A 21,398-nucleotide genomic window follows, 5' to 3' on the forward strand; every position below is an offset into this window, starting at 1 on the left:
ACTAGTTGGCTATTATATTATATCATATATGTTCCAACCTCATATCTATAATTAATCTCTAGGCACCTCATGATGTAATCTGCATCTTGCTTCATAGCTTTCAGTGGCTCCTACTAAAACTACTTCATCTGAATATTTTGCAGGCTTTCCGTTTATTAATCTCTGAGTTCTATGGGCAGGAGCTCCACATTTTACACATATAGCACTAAGCTTATCCACAAACTCTGCAATTGCCATAATCTTTGGCGTAGGTCCAAAGGGTTCTCCACGAAAATCCATATCTAAACCTGCTACCAATACTCTTTTACCTCTATCAGCAAGGGTTTTTATTACATCAATTATATCGTCATTAAAAAACTGTACTTCATCTATCCCAACAACATGGGTTTTTTCATCTACATATTTATAGATATCCTTGGGATTAGATATGTTTATAGCATTGATTTTACTACCATTATGGGATACCACATTTTTTTTGCAATACCTATCGTCTATAGAAGGTTTAAATACAATTACATTTTGTTTGGCTATCTTAGCTCTTTTCAATCTTCTTATTAATTCCTCACTCTTTCCACTGTACATCGGTCCTACTATAACTTCTATATACCCATGATGATTAGGTCTATACATCTTACTTTTTCCTCCCTTTGTATAAAGCAACAGATTACGGATAATATCCTGCCTATAGGCTGTTTTTATCAACACAAAATAAGGCTAGAGAAATTTATCTCTAACCTCATAGCTTTTTTGAAAATTACTATTCCATACCATATTTCTTCTTAAATCTCTCCGCTCTTCCGCCACGCTCTACAGTCTTTTGACTTCCTGTGTAGAAAGGATGGCATTCAGAACAAATTTCTATTCTAATCTCGTCCTTAACTGACTTAGTTTCAAATGTATTTCCACAAGCACATCTTACTGTACATTTATCATATTTTGGATGTATTTTGGGCTTCATATATTTCACCTCTTTCATCAATTTTCTCTCTATATATTAATAATATTCTATATAATTGTCAAGGAAAAATAGTATTACAAATAAATCATAATACTTTTTCAACCATTACATTTTATCACATGACAACTAAATATTCAAGATAGGTTTTCAATAATTATAATATTTTTTTTCTCATCATTTCTACAAATTCATCATTGTTTCTTGTAGAAATCAACTGCTTAATTATCGCCTCTGTTACTTCATAGGTAGAATTACTACTCATAGCCCTTCTTATATTCCATATGGTCTCAAGCTCTTTTTGGCTAAGGAGTAATTCTTCTCTCCTTGTACCGGATTTTTGTATGTCTACAGCTGGGAAAATTCTCTTTTCTGATAATTTTCTGTCTAAATGAAGCTCCATATTACCAGTACCCTTAAATTCTTCATAAATCACATCATCCATTCTACTTCCGGTTTCAATTAAAGCAGTGGCAAGAATGGTTAAACTGCCTCCTTCTTCTATGTTTCTGGCAGCCCCAAAAAATCTCTTAGGTTTGTGTAAAGCAGCAGGGTCAAGTCCACCGGATAATGTTCTTCCAGTAGCAGGAATTGTAAGATTATATGCCCTTGCAAGTCTTGTGATACTATCTAGAAGAATGACAACATCCTTTTTCTGCTCAACCAATCTTTGAGCTCTATCCAATACCATTTCAGCAACCTTAATATGATGATTTGGAAGCTCATCAAACGTAGAATAGATAACCTCTGCATCTATAGATCGTTTCATATCTGTAACTTCCTCTGGTCTCTCATCGATCAGAAGAACTATTATTTCTACCTTAGGATAATTAATAGATATGCTCTTGGCAATTTTTTGAAGTAGTATAGTTTTTCCTGCCTTTGGAGGGGCAACTATAAGTCCTCTCTGACCTTTTCCAATGGGAGCAATAAAATCAATAAGTCTCATAGACAGATCTGATGAGTTAGCTTCCAGGGTTATTCTATTATTTGGATAAATCGGGGTAAGATTTTCAAAATTAGGCCTTTTAGAAGCAACTTCAGGGGGATCACCATTTACTTTTTGAACATATAGAAGAGCTCTAAACTTTTCACTACTTTTAGCTGGTCTGGTAATACCAGAAATCATATCTCCTGTTTTTAACTTAAATTTCCTTATTTGAGAAGGGGAAACATAAACATCTAATTCACTAGATAAAAAGTTATGAAACCTTAAAAAACCAAATCCGCCATCAGACATTATTTCCAAAATACCTTCAACAACATCTGCCTGATTATTTCTTTCAATCTCATCATTTATCTTCTCAGGCAGTTTCTCTCTCGAAATACTTTTATCTATCTTCGGTTTTTTTCTACTGATTTTTTCACTATTAACTTCTTCATTATTGATTTCCTTTTGACTTAACTGATCTGAACCTATCTTCTCTGAATTTTGTAAAATAACGTTTATTAGTTCTTGCTTTTTATACTTTGAATAGCCTTTAATATTCAGATCCTTAGCCATTTGTCTCAGATCTGACATATTTTTGTTTTGTAATTGTACTGAATCCAAGTTTGCACCTCCACAAGAATATAACTACTAGCAACCAGCTAGCAGCTTCCAGCTCTACAAAAATCATTCCTTCAGTTCTTTATAAAACTATAAACTGAAAAAGAATATTACACAATTTTCCTAGAAGCCAGTGGCTAAAAGCTAGCAGCTCCACTATTTATTTTGCATATTTCGGTTTCTTTTCCATATTGTGTACAGTTTCAACAAATCTAATTGTTCCAGTTTCTGATCTCATTACTACAGAATGTGTTAAGCACTTGTTGTGGGATAAATATCTAACTCCTTTTAATAGATCTCCATCGGAAACCCCAGTTGCAGCAAAGTATACTTCATTTCCTTTAACTAAATCATCTAATAGTAACACTTTATCAATATCAACTTCCATTTTTTTGCATCTTTTCATTTCTTCATCACTCATTGGTGTAAGTTTCCCCTGCATTTCTCCACCTAGACACTTTATAGCCGCAGCAGCTATTACTCCTTCTGGAGCTCCACCCTGCCCTATTAAAACATCTACTCCTGTGTGCTCAAAGCAGGTTGCAATTGCTGTAGCAACATCACCTTCTCTAAACAATTGTATTCTACATCCTAATTCTCTACAATCTTTCATAATATCATTATGTCTTTCCCTATCAAGCATTGTAACAGTGAGTTCAGTCACATCTTTGTCAAGGGCCTTGGCAATATTTATCATATTTTCCTTTACTGGTGCATTTAAATCTATAACACCTTTTGCCTTTGGACCAACGGCAAGCTTATACATATAGGTATCCGGAGCCTTTAGTAAAGATCCTCTAGGTCCCATGGCCACAACAGATATAGCATTTGGTAGTCCTTTGGCAACACAATTGGTGCCATCCACAGGGTCAACAGCTATGTCAACCTTTGGTGAATTTGATTCACATGCTCCAATTCTTTCACCTATATACAACATAGGAGCCTCATCCAATTCGCCTTCACCTATAACAACTATTCCGTCTATATCCATGGTATCAAACATCTTCCTCATACTATCCACTGCACCTTGATCTGCTAAATTCTTATCACCTCTGCCCATATATTTCGCACTTCCTAATGAAGCAGCTTCTGTCACCCTAACAAGGTTAATAGCTAAATTTCTATCCATAAACTTATTTTCCCCCCTCAATATGTTTTATTATAATGAAATAATCTGAAAATTTTGTTTCATCATAAAGATAATCAATTCCAAAATTATTGAACATTAATTCAATACCTAACAAATAAAAGTTAGCTCTTTGATTAAAGTAATAGCTAAAAAAATCTATCATTAAAATACCATTCTACAATATCAAATTCAAAAAATATTTAAGGGAATACAGGCTTTTTCACTTCAGATTACTATAGAGAAACAATCTCAAGACTCAATCTAGACATCTTAAAAATATCGATACTCCTACGATTTTTTATAATGTATGAATTGCCTTTCACTTTATTTCACTATATGGATTTAAAGCTTGATATTAAGAGAAGGGTATAATTTATTATTTTAAACAATAATCAACTTAACTTTATCAATAATCATTATAACATAATTTATATATAAAATCGACTAAAGACCTCTATTACTTTATCAATTGTGTCAAATTGGAATTATACAATTACCTCAATTATAAAGCATTATAAAATTCAAATCAATATTCTTTAAAAATATATTAGCTATATATAACTAAAAAATTCAACTTACTCCAATAGTCACATATCTATATATTAATTATTACAGTTTTATTACACATATTATACATTTATTTTAAATATTTTTATAAAATAGCATATATTACTTTAATTATGGTATATTTATTACTAGGAACTAAAATGGTACAAAATAACTATCATGTCATATTTGGGACAAAAATATATGCTTCTATAAAGCCTTTTAGCCTAAACAAATGAGGAAATTGCATAATTCTAATTTGACAAAATTACATATGCAAATATTGCCCTTAATTTAACTAGTTATGATAGTTTCTATATTAGTTTTTTGATAGGGCAATAGTGCAATTTACTCAAATCTAAATAATAGAGGGAATTGCATAATACATGTAAAGAATTTTAAAATACAAAATGCAGTAGAGATAATTAGGTAAGTTATCTACATATTGTATTTTAAAATTAATAATGTTAATTATGCAAGTTTCTCAATAAATTAGGGAGGTGCAGTTATGAAGAGAAAACTGGCAATACTATTATCAATCTTTGTTTTCTTTAGCTTTCTAAATATAAATGTATATGCCACTGGCGATGAAAATGAAAATCAAAAGCCAATAACAGTTAAATTAAATGGAGAAGCCCTGGATTTTGATACCGAACCAGTAATTATTAACGATAGGACCATGCTTCCAATGAGAGCCATATTTGAAGAGCTGGGTGCACAAGTTAACTGGCACAAAGAAATAAAAACAGTTACTGGCTATAGAAGATATAAGGACATCTCAGACATGTTTATCAAGCTTAAAATAGGAGACAATACCGCCTATAGAAATGGAAAGGCCTTTACTCTGGCTTCTCCACCAGTTATAAAAAATGATAGAACCCTAGTGCCAGTAAGATTTATTGCTGAAAGTTTTGGAGTTGATGTTGACTGGGATAGCAAAAACAGAACTGTATTATTGAATTATGATACTGATCAAGTTAACTCTCCAGAATTAATTGACGATATCTCTTATGTAACTAAATACTTTGATTCTGGCGTTAACATTATGATCCCTGAGTACTGGAATAGAGGTTCTGATTCTAATAAATTTGGATACAGGGACGAAAATAATAGTATACAAATGGCTGTAGATATAGTTGAATTTAAAGAATCTAAAACATTAGACCAGTTCACCGAAGAAAGCAAGGCTTCTATACTTAATAATTTTAAAGATAAGGTTATATTCACTGGAAACAACAAAATTAATATAAACAATATTAATGTAAATGTTGTCTATTTGAAAAATTCCTCTACTACACCGGAAGTAAATCAGGTAATATACTATTTTACCCATTCAGAATATGGATATAAAATAACTTTTTCATATTATTCTGAAGCCAATGACAGTCAGTTTTTAAATATAATCTCAAATATTATGAACACCATTGAAATTAGTGGCTTAACAATTAGCACAAAGGACGAACACTATATAGAATATGATCCTTTCTTTAATTATGAAATAGATTTAGACTCTGAAATTTACTCAAGTATGGAAGTAGAAGGTGAATTTGATTTTAAAGGAACATTAAATAATAAAAATGATTTTAAATATTTTATCGTAACAATCTCAAGGGCAGCAGAAAAGGTCCAGCTAAAAGTACCTATTACCAATTATGAATTTAACTCAAAAATCTACACTCCATTTAAATTAGGTAAACATAATGTAACTATTGAAATACCAAAATCTCAGGATAAAGTTATGCAATTTAGTGTTTTAAATACAAGCACCCAGGATATCAGGTATCTTATACCAAGCATATTAGTTGAGAAGGACGATAAAGAAATTATTGATTTAGCCAACGAAATTACTAAAAATATAGATAAGTATCTACCCGAATATGACAAGGCAAAGGCAATATTTAAGTGGATTTGTGAAAACATAGAATATGATTCAGAATCAATTAATAAAAGTCCAAGAAGTGCCAAAAAAGTCTTAGCTGATAATAAGGGAACTAATGAAGAATTATCTTATTTATATGCTGCATTGCTTAGAGCTTCTGGAATACCTACTAAAATAGTAAAGGGAACAAGGGTTGATGAGCAGCATGTATGGAACGAAATAGAAATTAACGGAAAATGGATTATAGCTGATGTTACCCTGGGAAGCAGCAGCGGTGATATCGCTGAAGATAATATTAGCGAAGATGAAACAGCTGATAAAAAAGCAGATATGAAATATTTCGATATTAAAAGAAGTGACTACGAAGAAAAATTCCCGGAAACTGAAATACTGGAATATTAAAACTTTGAAATAAAAAATAATCCTTAAAAAAGCATGACCATAATAATCAAAAATTATAAAGCGATTATTATGGTCATATTTTTATAAAAGAAAATATCAAGCTTATTTATTTAGCTTTTCCCAATCTTTATTGAATTTCTCTATTCCTTTATCAGTCAGTGGATGATTTAACATTTGTTTAAATACTTTGTATGGAATTGTTGCAATATCAGACCCCTGTAAAGCCGCTTCAGTTACATGCATTGGATGTCTAATGCTTGCTGCAATTATTTCTGTATCAATCCCATGAATATCAAAAATCTGAGCCACTTCTCCAATAAGATTCATACCCGAATTACCTATATCATCCATTCTTCCTATAAATGGACTTACAAATGTGGCACCAGCCCTAGCTGCAAGTAAAGCTTGGTTTGCCGAAAAGACTAATGTACAATTGGTTTTTATACCCTTTTCACTAAGAAGCTTTATTGCCTTTAGTCCTTCTTCAGTCATTGGTATCTTTATTACGATATTTTCATGGATACCTGCCAGAGCTTCTCCATCCCGAGCCATATCTTCTGCCTTTTCTGCAACTACCTCTGCACTTATAGGACCATCTACTATATTTACTATTTCATTTATTACTTCCTTTAAATCTCTTCCTTCTTTGGCTATCAAGGATGGATTTGTAGTAGCTCCAGCTAATACTCCCCACTTACTTATTTCCCTTATTTCATCAATATTAGCAGTATCAATAAAAAGCTTCATTCTATCACATCTCCCTTATTTCTTAATACCTAATATTTCCCTTGCTTCATCGGGAGTCGCTACTTCTCTTCCCATTTCTTTGGCGATTCTTACAACTCTTTCAACAAGCTCAGCATTTGACTTTGCCAATACTCCCTTGGAATAATATATATTATCTTCAAATCCCACCCTTACATTGCCTCCTAAAACTATAGCCATAGCAGCAAGGGGAGTCTCAGACCTACCTATACCTGCCACTGTCCATGTGGATTCTTCAGGTATACTTCTTACCATATGCATTAAATCCTCGGGAGTTCCAGGACAAGCACCGGGTACACCAAGAACAAAATCAAAATGTAGTGGAAAATCTATAAAACCTTTTTTAGCCAGTCTTAAGGCATTGTTGATCATGCCCCTTTCAAAAACTTCTATTTCAGGCTTTACTCCAAGCTCTTTCATTCTTTTTGCAAACTTTTCCATATATTCCTGCGAATTCATAAATACATCGGGTCCAAAGTTACAGGTTCCACAGCTAAGTGTTGCCATCTCCGGAGCTAATTCAACAGGCTGTAATCTTTCATCAGCTGAATGCCATACAGCACCACCAGTTGAAGGCTGAACAATGATATTACACTTAGCCTCAATTTTTTCCTTTATTTCCTTATAGACCTCATAGGCTTGAGTTGGGTTACCATCATCATCTCTTGCATGTACATGTACTATAGAAGCACCAGCTTTATAGCACTCATAGGCAGCCTCAGCAATCTCATCAGGAGTAGCAGGAAGATTTGGCTGCTGTTCTTTAGTAACCTCAGCACCAGTTAAAGCCGCAGTAATTATTAGTTTTTGCATATTAACATACCCCCACATTTATTCTAAACTCTCTAACATTCTGCTCAAGTTCTTAGGTCATCTCCAAAGGCTGACCACAAAACTCAGACCTTAAAACTCACTTCCTCTGCTTATTTTTAGGCACCACACAAGTTCCTGATGCTCTGCATACTACAATGGGCTTCTCTAATACATCACATGCTGAATCGCTTAAATCTGGTCTTGGAATTATAACCTTCCTGGCTTCAAATTTCATTTTTCTTGAAGAATTTCCACATTTGATTATTTCACCTACTGCTTCAATATAATCTCCGGCATAAACAGGTGCAGTAAATTCCACACTATCATAGCCTGCAAATAGCCCTTCATCACCATCATTTCTGATTAACAATTCAGTTGCAACATCACCAAAGAGCTGAAGCATCTTTGCACCATCAACTAAATTTCCACCATAATGAGCATCGTGCATACTCATCCTCATTCTTATCATTGCCTTTTCCATAGATTCATACCCCCAGAAATATTTTTTTTGTTTTTATTTGCTTTTTATGATAATTATTTTATCAGCCACAAAATCAAATATTTCACTTTTATCTTCCCCATAAACAAATACTTCATCATCTTCATCAAGATCTCTAAATCTTCTATCTCTCCCACTTACAGTCATTATATCTGCATCATCTGCCAAAACTGTATAATGTTCTGTTCCATTATTTTCTACAACCTTTATAGTTATTGCATCAAAATCTTTGTGTATTTTAGTTATTACACCGTTCATACTGTTACTGATTTCAACTTTTTCTGCTTCTATATCAGTTACTAACTCACTTTCTATCTCAAGCTCAACTTTATAATCTACTTTGAGGTCACTAATCTCTGCATCATCATTATCAATTTCTATATCAACATCAGGAGCAAGGGTATATGTCCTCTCTATTCCATCATCATTTAAAATAGTAATTTTGTTTTGACTTCCTAAAATTATTTCTGTTATCACACCTTCATCATCTTCATCAATACTGGTGGCAACTATCTTAACAACCTTATCATCCTCGACAGTTGCAGTAATTACATCTCCCTTTACTAGATCCATTAAATCTCTTTTTCTACCATTTCTTCTAACGCTTGCATCTTCATCTACTTCAAGCTCAATTATTCTTTTATTAGATGTTTTTAATTCCATTCTAGGATAGTTTCTAAACACTACACTGCTTTCTAGGATTCCCTCATAAACCCTCGTCTTAGACTCAACCAAAACTTCTACCAATGTCTCACCATCCACAGTAAAAGTTACAGTATCTCCTCTTTCAAGCTCATCTGCATCTGCTGTTTTATCATTAAGCTCTATTAATGTATCATCATCTGTTTTATAGGTCCTTTTATTATTGTCACTATCTCTGAAGGTTATTAAATAATACCGTCCCATGTCTATTACATTATAAATTTCTGCATCGGAATCCGATAAGCTTTGGCCAACTTCAACCTTTACCACAACATTATCATCATCAAGAAAAAGCTCTATTTCTTGCTTTTCCTTTAAATCATCTATATCAGCTCTTCTTCCTCCTATTAGTATTTCTGTATCATCTTCTATTTTATAGATATTTTTATCCCCATCATCATCTTCAACTACTATTGAATTATTATCCTCTACTACAACTACTATTTTCCCTTCTTCAGTTGACAATTCCCTTTCATCATATTCTTCATCTTCGTCTTCATCTTCCAGATCTATTTTTATATCATCCAATATATCATAGGCTAAAGAAAACATTTTTGCTGCTCCAGCCCTGTTAATAGGTTTATTAGGATTAAAATTATTATTCTCATCGCCGCTTACAATATCCTTTTTCACTAATAGATCCACATATGGAGCCGCTGTGGTAGAAATAAAGTCTGTATCATTAAAACCAAAAACTATTATATTTCCCCTTAAATCTTCCTTTAGATAATTATTCAACGCCTTTCCTAAAAATACAGAAACCTCTGCTCTCTTGACATTTTCCAATGTTCCATCGGGTTTAAAAAATCCTTGAAGCTCATATTCTTCAAGTATGTCTTCCTCAAGGGCAAAGGCCACTGCTTCCTCAGCCCAGGAATATCTAGTAGGTATATTAAAGCGATGTAAAACCATGCTGTACCTTTGCAGTAAACTGTTTAAATTTACATTTTCTAATTTCCCTGCAGCCTTTATTGTTCTAAAAATCATAGTTATTGCTGCAAGCTTGCTAACATTTTCCGCAGGTTTAAAGGTGGCATCGGGATATCCTGCTACAACTTGCTTACTTTCCATCTTCTCTATGTATTCCTTTGCCCAGTGACCATCTCCTACATCGGTGAAGCTCTGAAGTGCCAATACCCCTATGGTATTGGTCAATAACAATGCTGTTACAGTTACTAATGCGACTAATATTTTGTTTGTCTTTTTCATTTACTTTACCCCCTAAATTTGTTATCTTCGGTATTATTTTAAGCTTTACAATTGAATTTCCATTAAGATATACATACTTCAGAATGTCTCACACATCTTTTATTAATAAACCAAAAGGACATGGAGATTTACTAATAAAAAATGTATACTTTGACACACATAATATATATTCTATAAAAAAAAAAGAAATCCTCTATTTATAAGGAAATTATACAATTTATAAGGCATTTATGCAATCTTCTCTACATCTTTTTTTTCACTTTTTTTAATCTAAAAAAATCCTCCCTTTCCTTTTCTTCCAGTGCCTCTGAAATAAACTTCACCTGATGCTTATATTTAGGTATTTGTATCTTTTCTAAAGCATTGGCCCTTTTTTGGGTCTTTTTAATCTCCATAGCCAGCTTATATACCGAATTCTCTATCTCAGACAATTCATAGATAAGGTATTTAACTTCTCTAAATTTCATTACAGCTATATCCATTGCAGGATTTGTTCTAAAAAAACCATAGTAAGGCTTTAGGACCTTTTCCTCAAATTTCACCGTAGGAATCTCAACTCCCATAATACTTTTAAGTAAAATTTCATATTCTTCAATCTTCGGTATAGACATGGCAGTTTCTTCCACATTATTAACACCCATAGTTACATTGACTAACTTAAGAGCTTTATATGCCTCTTCAAAGGTAATACTTATTCTCTTCTCCACATCCTTTACCTTATCAATGAGTCCCATTATCTCCTTTACAAGAACGCTCCTCTTCTTGTCTAAAAGATCATATCCTTTCTCAGAAAAATTCAAAAGACTTTTTGACTTTATTAAATTTGCTTTGGTTGGAGTAGTGTTAATCATTGGGATCATTCCTTTCAAGAATTGACAAAGGAGACTAAAGTCCCTTTGCCAGTTATAAGTTGTAAATTCCAAATTTCAAGCACCAAATTTTTAGGGCTATTTTTTATAATATTTCTCTATCATCTCAGGACTCAATCTGTCCAGTTCCTCCTCCGGTAATATGCCTAATATATTCCATGCAAGATTTAGACTTTCCTCTACATCTCTATTTTCATCAAATCCCTGGGTGATAAATTGGCCTTCAAATTTTCTTCCAAACTCCATATATTTCCTATCCACCTTCGACAAATCATCCTCACCTATTATTTGAGACAGAGCTCTAACCTCCTGCACCCTTGAGTAGGAAGCAAATAGCTGATTGGAAATCTCAGGATGATCCTCCCTTGTAAAGCCCTCTCCTATTCCATCCTTCATTAATCTAGACAGTGAAGGAAGTATATTAACCGGAGGATATATATTATTTTGATAAAGCTCCCTTCCCAAAACAATCTGCCCTTCTGTAATATACCCCGTAAGGTCAGGAACCGGATGGGTTATATCATCATTTGGCATTGTAAGAATAGGTAACAATGTAATGGATCCCTTGCTATCCTTCATCATTCCTGCCCTTTCATATAAAGTGGCCAGATCAGAATAGAGATATCCCGGATAGCCCTTTCTACTGGGAACCTCCTCTCTAGCTGAAGAAATTTCCCTTAGGGCTTCACAATAGCTAGTTATATCTGTCATTATAACCAGTATATGCATTCCCTCTTCGAAGGCAAGATATTCAGCAGCTGTAAGGGCACATCTAGGAGCAATAGTCCTTTCCACTATTGGATCATCGGCAAGATTCAAATACATGGCCACCCGTTGTATAGCTCCAGATTCTTCAAAGCTTCTTTTAAAATAGTTTGCATCATCATGCTTTACACCTATGGCAGCAAAAACTATTCCAAATTCCTCATTGGAATCGGAGCTAATCTTTGCCTGCTTTACTATCTGTGCTGCCAATTCATTATGTGACATACCGCTTCCAGAAAATATAGGCAGCTTCTGTCCCCTTATAAGGGTTGAAAGAATGTCTATAGAAGAAATTCCCGTCTGTATATAATTTCTTGGATATTTTCTAGCCACTGGATTAATCGGCCTTCCATTGACATTATATTTTTTCTCACTATAAACCTTTCCACCCTTATCGATGGGCTGACCTATACCATTAAAGGTTCTGCCCAGTATCTCCTTTGAAAGGGGTATCTCGAAGGGTTTCCCCGTAAATCTTACAGAGGAATTTTGGGTAGACATCCCTGCTGTTCCTTCAAAGACCTGGGCCACAACCTTATCTCCTTCAACTCTTATTACCTTACCCTTTCTTTTTTTCCCACCTGCATCAATATCCAATATTTCCCCATAGGAAACATCTTCAACATCAGAAAGAATTATTAAAGGGCCTTCAATTTTATCCAGCTTAAGATATTCTTTTTTCATAAAAATCACGTCCTAATACTTTTATACTCTAATAAAATTAAAATTAGGTATATAAATTGTTTATTCATATTTCTCCATTAACTCATCATAATACCCATCAATTTCCTCTTTTAGCTTTTCTATTCCCCTTAAATCATTATTGGGAATAGTATATTTCATTTTAGCTACATCATTGAATATTTTCCTGTCTTTTATCTGGGATATTGGTATTCCTTTCTTTATTCCTTCATATCCCCTTTTATATAAATGATCAATGAGCTTTAACATTTCATACTGCTTTTTTATAGGAACATATGTATCTATTTTATGAAAGGCATTCTGCTGCAGATAGCCTATTTTAATTATTTTTGATATTTCAAGTATCAACCTTTGATCATCGGGAAGTACATCTTCACCCACAAGCTGTACAATCTCCTGAAGCTTATTTTCCTTATGAAGTATTTCCATAAACCTATTTCTGATATCCAATGCATTATCACTTACATTTTCACTATACCAGTCATCTAGAATTTTTATATAGCCGCTGTAACTGGTTAACCAATTAATTGCAGGATAATGTCTAGCATATGCCAATCTTTTATCCAGTCCTAAAAAAGCATTTACATATCTCTTGGTATTTTCAGTAACAGGCTCAGAAAAATCTCCTCCGGCTGGAGATACAGCTCCTATAATAGTAACCGATGCCTCTTCACCATTTAAGGTTGTTACATAGCCTGCCCTTTCATAAAACTGAGCAAGTCTCGATGGCAAATATGCAGGATATCCCTCCTCAGCAGGCATTTCCTCAAGCCTTCCCGATATCTCCCTGAGGGCCTCTGCCCATCTGGATGTAGAATCAGCCATAACTGCAACATGATATCCCATGTCCCTGAAGTATTCTGCCATTGTTATACCTGTATATATGCTGGCCTCTCTGGCGGCAACCGGCATATTAGAAGTATTTGCTATTAAAATAGTTCTCTCCATTATTGGCTTGTTGGTTTTGGGATCAATAAGCTTTGGAAAATCCTCTAATACCTCAGTCATTTCATTCCCACGCTCACCACAGCCTATATAGACAATGATATCAGCGTCGGACCATTTTGCAAGCTGATGCTGTGTCATTGTCTTTCCAGTTCCAAATCCTCCAGGTATTGCTGCGGTTCCACCCTTGGCAATGGGAAAAAATATATCCAAAACTCTTTGGCCGGTTACAAGGGGAAGCTCTATAGGAAGTCTTTCCTTCACTGGACGTGGATCCCTTACAGCCCACTCCTGATACATTTTCAAATTATGCTCATTTCCATTTTCATCCTCTAAAACAACTAATGTCTCTTCAACGTTATAACTGCCGCTCTTTGCAATCCATTTTACCCTGCCCTTTATTCCGGGAGGTATAAGCAATCTATGGATTATCAAAGATGTCTCCTGAACATTGCCAAAGATAGTTCCCTCTGTTAAAAAATCACCTTCACAGGCACATAATTTCACTTCCCACTTTTTCTTCTCATCAATGGAAATAAGACCTATTCCTTCTGCTATAAAGCCCTCAGAAATTTCATCTATTTTTTGGAGGGGTCTTTCTATACCATCAAATATATTACCTATCATTCCAGGTCCAAGCTTTAAGGATAATGGTCTCCCCTTAGATACTACCTTTTCCAGAGGCTTTAACCCTTCTGTTTCCTCATAAACCTGTATTGTACCCTCATCACCATCAATAGAAATAACTTCCCCTATGAGCTTTTTCTCACCCACCATTACCATTTCTCTCATTTTAAAATCAGCCATATTCCTTGCCTTTACAACAGGTCCATTTATAAAAATTATTTCACCTTCATTTTTCTTCAAATGAATCACCCCGTGTTATTGTCTTCTTTGCCACTGCCTACGGTCGAGGTTAAAGTTAAAATCAAGTTATTTGACTTGAATTCAAAACATCATATAGCCTTTGTCCCATTAGATTCCTATTATCCTCTATTCTGGTTTTAATAGAGCAATCAACCTTTATGGTTTTTTCTTTATCTACACCTATAACTCCACCTATGGCATCGTCCTTTAGACTTTCGAATTCCACTTTTTTAGTATCAAAATTCTTTTCCTTTATTAAATTATTTATCATTTTATTAAACTTAGGCCTATCGTTATCTCTTATAAAAAGTATTATAGCTTTTTTGTTCTTTAGATTTTCCAATACTATAGCTAGACTTTCTTCCATATAAGCTCTATAATTATCTTCATATGTAAATTGAACAGCCTTTAATCTTATATTATCTATTATCCTACCAAGTAATTCTTCCTTTTTGCTTAGGAGAACCCTCTTTTTTTCAACCTTGGCCTTTGACACCAATCTGTTTTTTTGTATCTCACCTTTATTTATCATATTAGAAATAATTTTATTCGATTTTTCCTCTATGTCCAGCTTATGTTTCTGTATAGCTTCATTATTCCCCTTTTCTATTTCCCTCTTCTTCTCCTCATATTCCCTTTGAACCTTTTCCAATACCAGCTTTGTAAATACATCCAGTTTTCCTTCCATTGTTATCATAGTTACCACCTCATATTTTGATTCCAATTGATTCTCTTATATATTTTGCTATATAGTCTTCCCTTTTCTCATTATCCTTGTCGGGTATTGCTGTGATTAATGGATATTTTCTCTCTAGTTTCAATTTCATAATTTCCTCTTCTGCCAGAGATAATACCTTTTCAGTAATAATTACAATGCCTATCTCCTCATTTGATAGTACCTTCTTCATCTCCTCTAGAACCTTTTCCCTTGTATTTACTATTACTCCTTCAATTCCCGCCAGTCTCATACCTATCAAAAGCTCCCTGTTATCACATATTAAATAGGATCTCATAAAATCACCTATAATCTACCAAGAATCAATATAGAAATAATAAGTCCATATATAGCTATACCTTCAGCAAGGCCAACAAATATCAAAGTTTTTCCAAGTATTTTAGGGTCCTCCGACACTGCCCCTAAAGCTGAAGAGCCAACTGCTCCAACTGCATATCCAGCCCCTATAGTTGCAAGACCAGTACAAAGAGCCGCTGCTATAAAACCTAACCCCGATGGACTGCCTGCACTATCCTGAGCAGCTAAAACTATATCAGGTATCAAAACTATAAGAGCTATTAGCATAAGGGGAATAAACCCGGATAAATTAAACCCCAGCACTTTTTTAAGCTTAGACTTTGATGCCTCATAATTCATATATGTCATCATCACTCCAGCGCCTATTGTCAACGCAACAATTATTATTGAAGAAATTAATATATATTTCATTTTTTAAAACCTCCCAAGTTTCTTTTTAGTCTTAATTGTCAGCTAATCTCACTGGCCTAAACTCAATTCCTTCTCCCATGTAATATTTGCTGAAAAGTTCATAGTACTCTAATCTTAGTCCCTGGATGAATACTATTAAGCCCTCTAGGCATATTATAATTATATTACCTATCAGGAAAATAATTATGCTTCCTGCAAAGTTGTTTACTATCTTGGCCATGGTTTGAAATGCTATAAACAGCCCAACATGGTTAAGGGCAAATGCTCCTACCCTTATAAAGGAAATCGTATTACTCATCATGCTTAAAAGAGTTTCAAAAATATCAAAGCCACTTTCTATGTAATAACTAGAGGCCTCCTCATTATATAGGGGCCTTTTCTTAAGTATCAAATTGGCTAGAGGCTCCCTTATCACAATAAGCACCAAGGAAATTAATACTATTACATACAGCAAACCCGATGGAACTATCTCTTTATCAAGGGCCACATTGGCCACAATACCGAGAAGGGCCAAATAGAAAATTAATCCATTGAGGCCATTTCTACCAAATAGACCTTCCTTCATATCCCTTTGCTTTAATTTATTAACAATGCTGTATCCAAAGCTTGTAATAAGCATTATTATACCTATTACCACCGACCCCATAAGCATAAAATCTATATGTTCTATAGGATGAACCAGTAAAGCTGGAATAATATGTTCAAATCCAAAAACACTTCCATATAAAAAGCCAAATATAGTCGAACTTATTCCCAGCCTTGTTAATATTCCTCCATATAAGCCTTTTTTATTTTTTTTACTTAAGTAAAGTCCTGCTAGAAGAAATACAAGTCCCTGACCAACATCTCCAAACATAGTACCGAACAAAAGCATATAGGTTATGCTCAAAAACGGTGTAGGATCCATTTCACTGTAGGATGGAACTCCGTACATTTTTACTAAAGCCTCAAAGGGTCTTGTCAACCTATTATTTTTAAGCTTGGTAGGCGGTATTATATACTTATGAACCTCACTGACACCCTTAAACATAAGGATAACCTTTTCCCCGTATTTCCTAAATCTATCCTTTATTCTTTCCTTTTCACTACTTTGTACCCAGCCCGATAGATAGAAATAACTCTGGGTGCAGGCAGTTTCATTTTTCACCCTAGAAATTTCTTCTTCCAACATTAGCCTACTATACGCCCTCTCTACTACAGCTCCATATTCCTCTTTTAATTTTTCAAGCTTATTATTTATAGTCTCAAGGTGAGATTTGTTTTCTCTTACTTTATTTTCAATATTTACAACTATTTCATCGGGGGTTCCTAAAAACTCCTTGGGAATATCCAGCTCATAAAACCTTACAGAATGTAATGTCCTATTGGTTTCAGTTTCAAGATCCTTAGGACTGATTACAAGATACACTTCTCCTTTTTCATTACTTCCTATGTGCAGGACAATTGCCGATATATTTTCATAATTTTTCTTGAGCCTATTTATATTTTCTTTAGATAATATGCCTATTTTAAAACTAAAAAAATGAAGATTCTTCAAAATACTAAGATTTGCATTGGTTTGCCTAAGTTGGTGTATATGACTGTCAAACTCCTTTATCCTTTTTAACTCTTCATGATATTGTGTTTTTTCCCTATAAACCCCTTCAATATCCTCATAAATATCCTCTATTTCTCCTATAGAAGTCTCAAAATCATATTCCTCTTCAATATATTTGCGTTTTATATTTTTTTCTATCTGCAAATAATCCATTAAATTATTAATTTTCTCAGATATATCTTTATAATCCCTTTCCTCTCTATATGCCTTTATGACACACATATCTACAAGCTCTTCTATATTTTCTTCTGCTATAGACAAGGTAAAATTATCTTCATTTATCTCATTTAAGGCATTGACCATATGAATATTTTCAAGCAGAACTATTTCTCTTGAAATTTTATCTATATACCTAATAGGTGCAACCAGATTAAGCATTTCCATTTTTGCCACTGTCATCTTTTCCCACCTCCCCTTATTTAAAACTTTCTTACAAGGAATTTTTTAATGTTTTCTTCATCCATACCATAGCGTACAGCTTCCACTATGGAAATTATATCCCTCATCTCGTATTCTAAGAGATGTCTATAAACAACAGATTCCATTATATTCATCTTTTCTCTCTTTTTATAGTCAAGTAACAAAAAATACAAATATCTTTCTATACGTCTTTCCATATATATTTCAAGGGTATCCTTATTATCAAACAAAAAGCCGTATTTAGAATCAATCATCTTTCTTATAAGCTCTTTTTCATCCTTTGTATAACAAAGCTCCTTTATTCTTTTAAAATTTAAATAATATCCATTATGGAGGGTATAGTTAATAAGTTCCTCGGGTAAAAGTTTATAAAATCTAAGACCCCTATATATCCACTGAAGATTCAAAAGATCTATATTTTTTCCAAGAAACTCCCCAAATACCTTCCTATCCTTACTATCTAATCTTTCTATACGCTGGCTAAGGAGTTTAAAATATAATCTGTCAAGGGACATCTCCATGTAAAACAGTCTTTTTTCAAGACTCTCATTTTTATAGAACTTAAGTACATCATAATAAATAGTCCCCTTAAGGTTGTTTATTAACTCCTCTAGGCTTTTCGATAAGCTTAGGGCATCGTAATCTATGGTGCTATATACCCCTGAATAAACTACCAATTCTTTAACATCTACAAGTTTTTCTTTTCTTGTAATTGCCCTTAAAAACAATTTTAAATCTTCTATTTCAAATCTTATAAAAATAATTTTAAATAGCCTTCTATATTCATCGGTAAAATAATGTATAAGCTTTTCATTCTGATTAACTATGTATCTTTTAAGGAGCAGCTCCAGCTCCTGCACTTTAAGTGATGTAACATCAACGCCTTCCATCACCTCTCTATAGGCAGTATTATTCTTTAAATATATTGCTATATCCTTAACACTTCTCATGGATATTAATTTGCTATAGTCATTTTTTGTAAGCAATCTTCCCTCTAATGTCCGTACCTTTGTATTTATAGCAGCAAATTTTTTAATACTTCCCATTGCTTCACATCCTTCATGGTAGACAATTACCTTTAGGTCAATGCTTATTGAGTCCAAAATTAAAGTTAATGTTGAACTTTAAGTTGAAATTTAAAGCCTGGGGTTATTCTTTTGGATTATTTAAGTTTTAGTTTAAGATTAATTTTGAAGATAAACAAATTTAAAGAGTAATGATTAGTATAATTTTGTGGTTTGATGTTTTAATAGATATTTTGAAATGTTTTGTATTGATTGTATTAGTTTATTTGCTGGATTAATATTACTGGAATTTTAAAGATGAACAAATTTAAGGTTTAAAAATTTCATGAAATATTTCTTTTTCCAATTTTTTGTGGATCATTCTATAACTTTCTTCTAATTTTTCACATTCTTTATTGGTTTCTAACTGGATTTCTTTACTTTTGCGTTTTCCTTCATTAAGTAGTTTTTCATACTCTTTTTTTCCCTTAATTCTAGCCTTTTCCAATTCTTTTTTTTCTATTTCATTTAGTCTTTTATTTAATCTTGCACCATTTTCCCCTACTATTTTCTTAGTTTTATTCTCTATCTCCAAGGCCTTTTTATCTATCTCCACTATTCTATTTATTATGTTTTCCACATGTATTCCCCTCCTATAGGACAAAGCTATGACCCTAATAATCCCCAGAAACTTGACAACATAATTATATTATATATCATTTCTTCAAACTTATGGTAAATTTTCTAAAAGAATCCCAATATCCAATTATACAAAGTTTTTATAAACCTGTTTTCCCATTAAAACTTATATGGAAAAACAGGTTTATAAAACGAAACAAAAGAATTATGCAATTTCCTGGCCTATATAATTTTAATAAATGAATTTTCCTGCATCATTGTAATATTTTACTTTTGCCATATTATAGCTGTACATTATTTCAACTACCTTTTCTTCAACATTGGATAAATTTTCTTCAGCTGCCAGCACCTCAACAATGGTTCCAGCTGCCATTTCAATATCCAATTTTTTAAGGAGAGTACTATCAGTTCCAAGACCCTCTTTGTATTTATATTCTGCTATTTCAACATTCTCCTGGGCCCTTTCCACCATATCCTTTGCCTTTTCAAGCATATCTCCTACAGTTATAAGGGTTTCATAGGATTGTCTCACTTGTGATACTACATCTTTAATGGCTTTATCATAACCTAATCTCGCCTTATCTTTAAGTAGTTTAGCTTCCTTATATTGATAAGTTATATCAGGATATTTCTTTTTAATTTTTTCGAAGTTTAAATCATATATGGCAACTTCTCCAAGGGTTTTCTTTATTTCTAATCTATTTTTAATACCACTTTCCAAGCCTTCATCTAAATCTGGTATTTCTCTTTCATCTACTAAAACATCAGTAAGCTCAATATTTGTATCCAAGGGAATATTTAAGTTTTTCTTTAACTCAATAAGGGCATTTTCAAGGTCTCCCTGGGCCTTTCTATACTCTATCTGAGTTCCTTTATAGTAAACATCCGATAGTAACATATCGTCCCTGGCCTTCATTCCTACATCATAGCTGTCCTTTGCAAATTCATACTGCTTTTTAGCTCTTTCCATGGCTTTCTTCTTAACTTCAACCATCTTCTGAGCCTTTAATACATCATAGTAGTTTTTTTGTATAAGCATTGCAATCTGATTCTTGTAGATATTATATGAAGCATTTGTTACTTCGTATGATATATCTGCCATAGTTGTCATTAAATTTGATGTTGAATCAACATTTAATGAGTCTAAACTATCAAAGCTTAGATTTTCTGATATAGATATTCCAGCTTCCTGTAATGAATCTATAAGGAGAGATTTACCTGCACCAAGGTCACCCCTTCTATTTTTAAGCTCCTCCTTCATACCTGGTATTACTATGTCCTTTATACTATCAGGTATTGGTTTACCAGCTTCAATATCTATAGTAGACCCATCGGGAAGATTTATTTCTTTATCAACAGGAGAAATTCCCTTATCTAAAAGATCCTCGGCCTTATTTAATTCCTCTTTTCCCTTTTCTATTTTTTTATCTCCATCTTCAAGTTTTTTACTCAAATACTCTGTCCTATCCTGCTTTAAGGCACTTAAGTCTATTTCATTCCTAACTACTTTTAGATCTATACTTTTTTCAAGTCCCAATTGAACTGTTTCTTCTATATTAAGAGACATATTTTTCCTGACTTCTACAGCTTTTTCTTCCTCCTTAGAACTATTTCCTGCAAAAGCCACATTAAATAGAAGCAGTGAAATTAAAACACCTATCAAAAACTTATTTTTTCTCATTATTTCTTACTCCTTTC

General features: G+C 33.3%; 19 protein-coding genes. 1 reads left to right on the plus strand and 18 read right to left on the minus strand.

Going from position 1 to position 21,398, the window contains the following annotated elements:
* Window positions 1-51 precede the first annotated feature (51 nt).
* The 4 genes from B5X81_RS07115 to glpX all read right to left on the minus strand — a co-directional run bounded on the left by B5X81_RS07115 (window position 52) and on the right by glpX (window position 3,633).
* Window positions 52-630: a thymidine kinase gene (locus B5X81_RS07115; RefSeq protein ID WP_079490504.1), complete on the minus strand. Its 579-nt coding sequence runs from the start codon at window positions 628-630 to the stop codon at window positions 52-54.
* A gap of 127 nt (window positions 631-757) precedes the next feature.
* On the minus strand, window positions 758-958 hold the full coding sequence (gene rpmE / locus B5X81_RS07120; protein WP_079490506.1) for a 50S ribosomal protein L31: 201 nt from the start codon (window positions 956-958) through the stop codon (window positions 758-760).
* Window positions 959-1,112: 154 nt separating this feature from the next.
* The gene (gene rho / locus B5X81_RS07125) at window positions 1,113-2,507 is read right to left on the minus strand and encodes a transcription termination factor Rho (protein ID WP_079490507.1); all 1,395 of its coding nucleotides are present in this window, start codon (window positions 2,505-2,507) and stop codon (window positions 1,113-1,115) included.
* A gap of 157 nt (window positions 2,508-2,664) precedes the next feature.
* Window positions 2,665-3,633 (minus strand): class II fructose-bisphosphatase, encoded by a 969-nt coding sequence (glpX, locus tag B5X81_RS07130; RefSeq protein ID WP_079490509.1) that lies wholly within the window; start codon window positions 3,631-3,633, stop codon window positions 2,665-2,667.
* A 1,054-nt stretch (window positions 3,634-4,687) separates the two neighbouring features.
* Here glpX and B5X81_RS07135 point away from each other — a divergent pair.
* Window positions 4,688-6,460, plus strand: coding sequence for a stalk domain-containing protein (locus B5X81_RS07135; protein ID WP_079490510.1), 1,773 nt, complete (start codon window positions 4,688-4,690; stop codon window positions 6,458-6,460).
* A 102-nt stretch (window positions 6,461-6,562) separates the two neighbouring features.
* Here B5X81_RS07135 and fsa read toward each other — a convergent pair whose 3' ends face one another.
* The 14 genes from fsa to B5X81_RS07205 all read right to left on the minus strand — a co-directional run bounded on the left by fsa (window position 6,563) and on the right by B5X81_RS07205 (window position 21,381).
* Entirely contained in the window at window positions 6,563-7,207 is a 645-nt protein-coding gene (gene fsa, locus B5X81_RS07140; RefSeq protein ID WP_079490512.1) for a fructose-6-phosphate aldolase, read from the minus strand.
* A gap of 15 nt (window positions 7,208-7,222) precedes the next feature.
* Window positions 7,223-8,038 (minus strand): 3-keto-5-aminohexanoate cleavage enzyme, encoded by an 816-nt coding sequence (kce, locus tag B5X81_RS07145; protein ID WP_079490513.1) that lies wholly within the window; start codon window positions 8,036-8,038, stop codon window positions 7,223-7,225.
* A 97-nt stretch (window positions 8,039-8,135) separates the two neighbouring features.
* A complete protein-coding gene (gene kal, locus B5X81_RS07150) occupies window positions 8,136-8,519 on the minus strand; it encodes a 3-aminobutyryl-CoA ammonia lyase (RefSeq protein WP_079490515.1) in 384 nt (127 codons plus the stop codon).
* Between the two features lie 33 nt (window positions 8,520-8,552).
* Window positions 8,553-10,448, minus strand: coding sequence for an S-layer homology domain-containing protein (locus tag B5X81_RS07155; protein WP_079490516.1), 1,896 nt, complete (start codon window positions 10,446-10,448; stop codon window positions 8,553-8,555).
* 242 nt (window positions 10,449-10,690) lie between these two features.
* Window positions 10,691-11,299, minus strand: a complete 609-nt coding sequence (locus B5X81_RS07160) for a V-type ATP synthase subunit D (RefSeq protein WP_079490518.1) — start codon at window positions 11,297-11,299, stop codon at window positions 10,691-10,693.
* Between the two features lie 96 nt (window positions 11,300-11,395).
* On the minus strand, window positions 11,396-12,766 hold the full coding sequence (locus tag B5X81_RS07165) for a V-type ATP synthase subunit B (protein WP_079490519.1): 1,371 nt from the start codon (window positions 12,764-12,766) through the stop codon (window positions 11,396-11,398).
* Between the two features lie 60 nt (window positions 12,767-12,826).
* On the minus strand, window positions 12,827-14,596 hold the full coding sequence (locus B5X81_RS07170; protein ID WP_079490521.1) for a V-type ATP synthase subunit A: 1,770 nt from the start codon (window positions 14,594-14,596) through the stop codon (window positions 12,827-12,829).
* 61 nt (window positions 14,597-14,657) lie between these two features.
* Window positions 14,658-15,293 (minus strand): V-type ATP synthase subunit E, encoded by a 636-nt coding sequence (locus tag B5X81_RS07175; RefSeq protein WP_079490522.1) that lies wholly within the window; start codon window positions 15,291-15,293, stop codon window positions 14,658-14,660.
* A 10-nt stretch (window positions 15,294-15,303) separates the two neighbouring features.
* The gene (locus tag B5X81_RS07180) at window positions 15,304-15,609 is read right to left on the minus strand and encodes a V-type ATP synthase subunit F (RefSeq protein ID WP_079490524.1); all 306 of its coding nucleotides are present in this window, start codon (window positions 15,607-15,609) and stop codon (window positions 15,304-15,306) included.
* 8 nt (window positions 15,610-15,617) lie between these two features.
* Window positions 15,618-16,040 carry an ATP synthase subunit C gene (locus tag B5X81_RS07185; protein ID WP_079490525.1) on the minus strand — a complete coding sequence of 141 codons (423 nt, stop codon included), beginning with the start codon at window positions 16,038-16,040 and terminating at the stop codon, window positions 15,618-15,620.
* A gap of 31 nt (window positions 16,041-16,071) precedes the next feature.
* Window positions 16,072-18,036, minus strand: coding sequence for a V-type ATP synthase subunit I (locus B5X81_RS07190; protein WP_079490527.1), 1,965 nt, complete (start codon window positions 18,034-18,036; stop codon window positions 16,072-16,074).
* Between the two features lie 20 nt (window positions 18,037-18,056).
* Window positions 18,057-19,103: a V-type ATPase subunit gene (locus tag B5X81_RS07195; RefSeq protein WP_079490528.1), complete on the minus strand. Its 1,047-nt coding sequence runs from the start codon at window positions 19,101-19,103 to the stop codon at window positions 18,057-18,059.
* 286 nt (window positions 19,104-19,389) lie between these two features.
* Window positions 19,390-19,701, minus strand: coding sequence for a hypothetical protein (locus tag B5X81_RS07200; RefSeq protein WP_079490530.1), 312 nt, complete (start codon window positions 19,699-19,701; stop codon window positions 19,390-19,392).
* 231 nt (window positions 19,702-19,932) lie between these two features.
* The gene (locus B5X81_RS07205) at window positions 19,933-21,381 is read right to left on the minus strand and encodes a TolC family protein (RefSeq protein ID WP_079490531.1); all 1,449 of its coding nucleotides are present in this window, start codon (window positions 21,379-21,381) and stop codon (window positions 19,933-19,935) included.
* Window positions 21,382-21,398: the final 17 nt, after the last annotated feature.

The organism is Maledivibacter halophilus, assembly GCF_900167445.1.
GTDB classification, from domain to species: Bacteria; Bacillota; Clostridia; order Peptostreptococcales; family Caminicellaceae; genus Maledivibacter; species Maledivibacter halophilus.